Source organism: Paenibacillus sp. 01T422, assembly GCF_056398785.1.
In genome coordinates this window covers 1-6,212 of record NZ_JBFTQB010000341.1, presented here as the reverse complement: position 1 = coordinate 6,212, position 6,212 = coordinate 1, and the positions used below count along the sequence as shown (strand labels likewise).

At 46.6% G+C, this 6,212-nt stretch carries 6 protein-coding genes; 5 read left to right on the top strand and 1 reads right to left on the bottom strand.

Annotated elements, in window-relative coordinates; all coding sequences use genetic code 11:
• Window positions 1-36: 36 nt before the first annotated feature.
• The gene (locus AC1DUA_RS19270) at window positions 37-993 is read left to right on the top strand and encodes a 3'-5' exoribonuclease YhaM family protein (RefSeq protein ID WP_477501309.1); all 957 of its coding nucleotides are present in this window, start codon (window positions 37-39) and stop codon (window positions 991-993) included.
• A gap of 70 nt (window positions 994-1,063) precedes the next feature.
• Here AC1DUA_RS19270 and AC1DUA_RS19265 read toward each other — a convergent pair whose 3' ends face one another.
• Entirely contained in the window at window positions 1,064-1,522 is a 459-nt protein-coding gene (locus tag AC1DUA_RS19265) for an Lrp/AsnC family transcriptional regulator (RefSeq protein WP_477501308.1), read from the bottom strand.
• 275 nt (window positions 1,523-1,797) lie between these two features.
• Here AC1DUA_RS19265 and AC1DUA_RS19260 point away from each other — a divergent pair, with 275 nt between their 5' ends.
• The 4 genes from AC1DUA_RS19260 to AC1DUA_RS19245 form a co-directional block, all read left to right on the top strand.
• Window positions 1,798-3,183: an amidohydrolase family protein gene (locus AC1DUA_RS19260; RefSeq protein ID WP_477501307.1), complete on the top strand. Its 1,386-nt coding sequence runs from the start codon at window positions 1,798-1,800 to the stop codon at window positions 3,181-3,183.
• A gap of 57 nt (window positions 3,184-3,240) precedes the next feature.
• Complete coding sequence (locus AC1DUA_RS19255) at window positions 3,241-4,236, top strand: aromatic ring-hydroxylating dioxygenase subunit alpha (RefSeq protein WP_477501306.1); 996 nt, start codon at window positions 3,241-3,243, stop codon at window positions 4,234-4,236.
• Window positions 4,237-4,440: 204 nt separating this feature from the next.
• A complete protein-coding gene (locus AC1DUA_RS19250; RefSeq protein WP_477501305.1) occupies window positions 4,441-5,535 on the top strand; it encodes an ABC transporter substrate-binding protein in 1,095 nt (364 codons plus the stop codon).
• 23 nt (window positions 5,536-5,558) lie between these two features.
• Window positions 5,559-6,212, top strand: a 654-nt coding sequence (locus AC1DUA_RS19245; protein ID WP_477501304.1) for an amidohydrolase family protein, incomplete at its 3' end; no start/stop codon positions are given.

Here is a 6,212-nt window from a genome sequence, read left to right as displayed (position 1 = left end):
GTATAATAGTTCCTAATGACATGTGGAGGAACTAAAATGACATTAATTAAGCAGCTACAAGCACCAGAAGAATTTGTTGGTTATTATCTCATCAAAGAATTAGAAGTTAAGCAAACGAACACGACGCCTGCTAAAGATTTCATGGATATTGTGCTGTGCGACGCCAGTGGGCAGATTTCGGCGAAAATGTGKGACGTCAGCGCCGCTGATAAGGAAACCTTTTTCCCAATGACATTGGTGAAGGTTCAAGGGGTCGTTCAGACCTATCGCGATAGATTGCAAGTGAAGATTGCTAGAATTCGCAAGGTGCTGCCGGAAGATGGCGTACAAATGACTGAGTTCATCCGGTCGGCTCCTATTAGTCCTGTCGATCTTATTCATACCATAAATGGCGTGTTGGAAAGCATTGAGCATCCAAACATTAAATCGATTGTTTCTTTTTGCGTAGCGAAGGTTGGGGAGAAGCTTAATCATTATCCTGCTGCCAAAACGCACCATCATGCCTATTTCGCGGGGCTAGCTTATCACATTGTGCGAATGCTGGAAATTGGCGAGTTTATATGTAAACAGCGCCCATTTCTTAATCCGGATCTAATCAAAGCAGGCATCATCTTGCATGATATCGCGAAACCCGAGGAAATGATTGCGCAGCTGGGCATTGTGACGGAGTACAGCGTACAGGGTAAGCTGCTCGGTCATATATCGATGGCGTCGAATTGGATTACGGAGGCGGCTTTGCACCATGCCTTGGATTTGCAATCCGACGTGGTTGTCGGTCTGCAGCATATCGTGCTCTCGCATCATAATTTACCGGAATGGGGAAGCCCTGTGCTGCCGCAGATTCCCGAAGCTGTTGCTTTGCACTATATCGATTCGATGGATGCGAAGCTGCAGATGGTCGAGGATACTTTGCAAGTCACTCCGGAGACGGACGCCTGGACGCCAATGATTCGCGGATTAGAGAATAAAGCGATGTATCGTTTGAATTTATAACAAAAAACCGTCAGGGCGATTCGAAGCCCTGACGGTTTTTTTTGTTAGTTTTTGCGTTAATGAGTAACGCTCAAAGCTCCAGTCCTGTCCCCTGCTTAAATCGCTTGATCACCACTTGCGTATTCACGCGAACAACGCCAGTCAGTTTGTAGATGTTTTGATACAAAAACGCCTCTAACGCAGTTTCATCCTTCAGCAGAGCATGCATATGCAGCGAACTGGTTCCTGTCATTTGATAAATCGAGATGACATTGGGATCAGCTGATAGTTGATTGCCCACCTCTTCGGCAAAACGCGGCTCTACCTCCACTTCGAAAAAAGCGCTGACGACCTTTCCTAATTTTGTTGCATTCAAACGAATGGTGAAGTTCTCGATGACTTCATTGTCAATCAGGTTTTCGACTCGTTTTTGAATAGCTACACGTGAAAGATTGAGGATTTCGCCAATCTTGGCGTAGGAAAGGCGGCCATTCTCATGCAGCAGCCTGATAATTTCTTGATCCACCTGATCGAGATGCGGAAGTTCCATTAGGATACAACTCCTTACATAGAAAATATATACACTTGATTATAAAAATAATATTTTCGCGAAAAAACAACACGATTAGCTCCGAAAATCAAAAATTGTTAATTAGTTTTCCTGTATTACACTAAAAAACGTTACATATTGTTTGTTTTTCATTTACAAGTGACGTTGACGGAAAAGATTGCCGCTCCTATAATCGTGTTAATAAACATAACACAAAATAAATAGTTTTAAAACCATGTAATGAAAGTTAACGTACGGAAGGAGGCGGCAATCGAATGTCCAAGAAACTGATCTACAACGGTACGATTATGACCATGAATGCCACCAATCAGATTTTCAAACCAGGTTATGTCTATCTGGAGCACGATATCATCGTGGAAGTGGGGGCCTGGAACGAAGATGGAAGCATGGATCACCTGAAGGTGCAAGCGACGTATGCTTACGATGCAACAGGGAAAGTTGTGATTCCAGGCATCATCAATGGGCATACGCATTTGTTTCAAACGTTCATGCGAGGTGTTTCCGATCACTCCCCGCTTGCGCAGTGGCTGAAGGAAATTATATGGCCGATGAGCTTGGCGATGGAACCGGAAGATTTCTATTTAGCTGCATTGATTGGATGTATTGAAAATTTGAAATCGGGCGCCACCTACATGATGGACCATCATTATATCCATACTTACCCGGAGAATGACGCGAGTGTGCTGCGAGCCATGGTCGATTCTGGTATTCGCGGGCATTTGGCCCGAGGCGGGTCAGACCTAGCAGGAGAAGTCCGATTGCGGGAGACTGAGGAGCAAATCTTTGGCGCTACAGACCGCTTGCTTGACGAGTGGGAAGGGGCAGCTTCAGGACGAATTCGCATAGCACTTGGACCGCTGAATTTATATGGCTGCTCGCGTGGCTACCTGGAGCGAGCGGCGATTTTCAGCCGGGATCGCCATCTCATTTCACATGTACATGTAGCAGAAACGAGCGAGCAAATCGATACAACGATGGCACGTTATGGGCTGCGCAACTTGGAACTCCTGAATGAAGTTGGCCTTCTGGGTGAGCAAACACAGGTGGTGCATGGTGTTTGGCTGGATGACGGCGAGTTGGCACTGATTCGTGACCAAGGTGCATCGGTTATCCATTGTCCAGTGTCCAATATGTATCTAGCATCCGGCGTGGCCCGAGTGCCCGAAATGCTGCGCATGGGCATAAATGTGGCGCTGGGGACAGACGGTCCTGGCAGCAATAACTGCCAAGACAACTTAGAGGTTCTAAAGTTTACGGCCTGCCTGCACAAGGTGAATGAGCTGGATGCTACTTTGCTGCCACCGATGGATGTGCTGCGTATGGCGACGGTGAATGGCGCGAAAGCGGTAGGAAGGAGCGATCAGTTGGGCAGTCTGGAGCCTGGCAAGAAGGCAGACCTGGTGACCGTAGATATGATGAAGGCACACATTAGCCCTGTTCATCGCGCCTCTTCGGCCTTAGTGTACAACGCGAACGGCAATGATGTAGATCTCGTCATCGTCGGCGGCAATGTGGTTGTAGACCAAGGGGTATGCACCTGGGTGGATGAGCAGGAGATTTTACAGAGAGCACAAGCGAGGGTTAATATTCTGCGTGCCAAATTAGCTGGGAAATATCCTGTTTTCGCAGATAACGAGTAGTTTTTTCATAAACTCATTTTCGTCTAATTTCATAATTTCTATAGGAGGATGATAGTTATGGCCTTACAACGTCTACATGATCCCGTTCTTGAAAATGATTGGCATGCGGTGTACCTCGCGTCAGAGCTGAAGGAGCAGCCTGCAGGTGTTATTATTTTGGGCGAACGAGTAGCAATTTATCGTTCCAGCAAAGGGGTTCACGCCATGCAGGACCTATGCGTTCATCGCGGGGCGATGCTTTCCAGAGGCTGGGTGCAAAACGATGCGCTAGTCTGCCCTTACCACGGTTGGCAATATGATTCTTCCGGCCAATGTGTGTGTATTCCCGCACAGCCCAAGGGGGAGAAAATCCCGCCAAGAGCCAAAGCCCAGCTTTATCACTGTGAAGAAAAATACGGTTTTATCTGGGTGTGTATCGGTGAGCCGACAGCACCGCTGCCGCATTTCGAAGAGTTTGCCAATCCTGATTACCGCCCACTGCCTTGCGGTCCTTACAAGGTGGCGGCAGCGGGTACGAGAGTGATCGAGAATTTTACAGATTTCGCCCATCTGATGTTCGTCCACCAGAATTTGCTTGGACATCCCGACTACGCGGAGTTGCCTGACTTCGAGGTCGTGAAGGAAAAGGAACGAATTTACATTGAGCAAATTCCGATTTTTCAGCCTGTCGCCCATTCCGGTTCGGATAAAAGTGAAGGAACGACTTATGTTTATATGAAAGAAGTGTATCGTCCTTTATCCGCACGGTTATCCAAGGCAGACCCGAGCAATGGCCAAACCTTATGGATTATGCTGACGGTCCTCCCTGTGGCCGCAGAAGAATGCATTGTTCACATGATGGTATCACGTAACTATGCCTTTGATGTGGATGATGCGAATTTCATCCGTTTTCAGGATATCGTCTTCGATCAAGATGCGAAGGTAATTGAAACGCAGAAGCCTGAGCTGCTTCCGCTTGATTTACAAGTGGAGCTCAATCACAAGGTAGACCGTTTCTCCATTGCCTATCGCCGCTGGTTGAGGGAATTGGGAGTCAAAGTTGGTGTCATATAAATGCAATCAATGTTCGTTTTTAAGGCGTGAATATGGCTTGTCATTGATCTGATTCTTGAAAATATAATAAAAAGACTTACTTTTATTGTGATTAAACACAAAACGTTAGTATCTTCGTTGACGCGCATAGACGATCAATTCTATATTTGACTAAAGGTCGATAAGTACTTTGTAGAGATAACCAAATATGGAGGGGATGTTCAAATGAAACGATTCAATCATACCAATCCGCTAGTCGCCAAACGCCCGGTACTCTTGTCAGTTAGCTTCATTGCGATCTCAAGTATGCTTGCAGCCTGCGGAAGTGGAAGTACCCCAGTTTCATCATCGCCAAGTGCATCACCTTCCACAGCGCCAGCGGCTTCCACGGCTCCTGCCGCATCAACAGCTGCTTCGACGGCGCCGAAGGCTGTCGTTCCAGCGACGGTTGTTCTCAACTGGTTCGCTGAGCCAGAGCATGGCGGGAACTTTGCAGCATTAGCCAAAGGTTACTACAAAGACGAAGGCCTGGATATGACGCTGATGCCAGGCGGACCTCAGGTGTCATCTACACAGATTGTTGCCTCAGGCAAAGCGCAATTCGGGATGGCTAACGGCGATGATATTTTGGTGGCAAGACAAGAGGGAATTCCAGTCGTCGCGATCGCAACCTCTCTGCAGAAGAGTCCACAAGCTTTGTTTTATCACAAAGATTCAGGTGTGAAAGATTTTGCTGATCTAAATGGGCACAAAGTCTATGTGGCTTCAACGGCGAGTTTCTGGCAGTTCATTAAGAAGAAATACAAATTAGACTCGGCGCAAGAAATGAAATACACAGGCCAATTAGTCAATTTTGTCAATGATAAAACATCGCTCACACAAGGTTATGTGACAAGTGAACCCTTCACCCTTGATCAGCAAAAAGTGGAGTATGGCACGCTGCTAAACGCCGATTCCGGATATAACATCTATGGTGGTGTTTACTTCACAACGGAGAAGATGATTGCTGAACATCCGGATCAAGTCAAAGCTTTCGTGGAAGCCACAGTCAAAGGGTGGGATTACTATAAGGACCATTCTGAGGAGATTAACCCAAGCATTCAACAAAAGAACCCCGATATGGGCTTAGATATGATGAAATTTAGTGCTGCAAAAGAAATGGATTTCGTGTTTGGCGGTGATGCCGTAACCAAAGGAACTGGCGTCATGACCAAGGAACGCTGGGAGGAAGTTCAGAAGCAATTAGTTGATGTTGGTGTGCTAAAAACGGCTGAAAGTATTGATAAGGTGTTCACAACGCAATTCTTGCCTAAGAAATAATACATGTTCAGGAGGTGGCGGCATTGGCTTCTGTTACGAATTTGGATTTCATTAACGTTCGATTACCTATGGAAGATGAGGGGCATTTGTTTCGCCTATCGATTCGAGATGGGGTTTGGACACAGATTCTCAAGCAAGAAGGAGATGCTGCCCCGCCTGGCGCTGTTTCTTTGGAAACGTGGAATCCGACGCAAGCTTTCCTAGAGCCCACTAGGCCAATGATTGATTTGGAAGGTAAAATCATGCTGCCGGGCTTTGTGGATGCACACATGCATCTGGACAAAGCATTTTCCTTAACTACTGTTGAGAATCGAAGCGGTACGTTAGAAGAAGCTGTGCTAAATTACTCGCAAGCATCTCCTTCTTTTAGCAAGCAGGAAATAAAATCAAGAATGATTCGTTCAGCCATGCAAGCATTGTCGTTCGGCACGACACGTATTCGAACACATCTCGATTTTAACCTGAGAGTTTCGAGGGAAGTTGCCTTACGTACAATTGAAGCTGCGCTGGAAGCGAAAGAAGCACTGGCCCCTTACCTCACTTTGCAGCTGTTTCCGATGTGTCCTTACAACTTTATGTCTATGGATGTAGATGCGATCGAGGAAGCATTAAGGATGGGCGTGGACGGGATTGGGGGAGCACCGCATTTATCCATGACCCCGAAAGAAGATATTGAT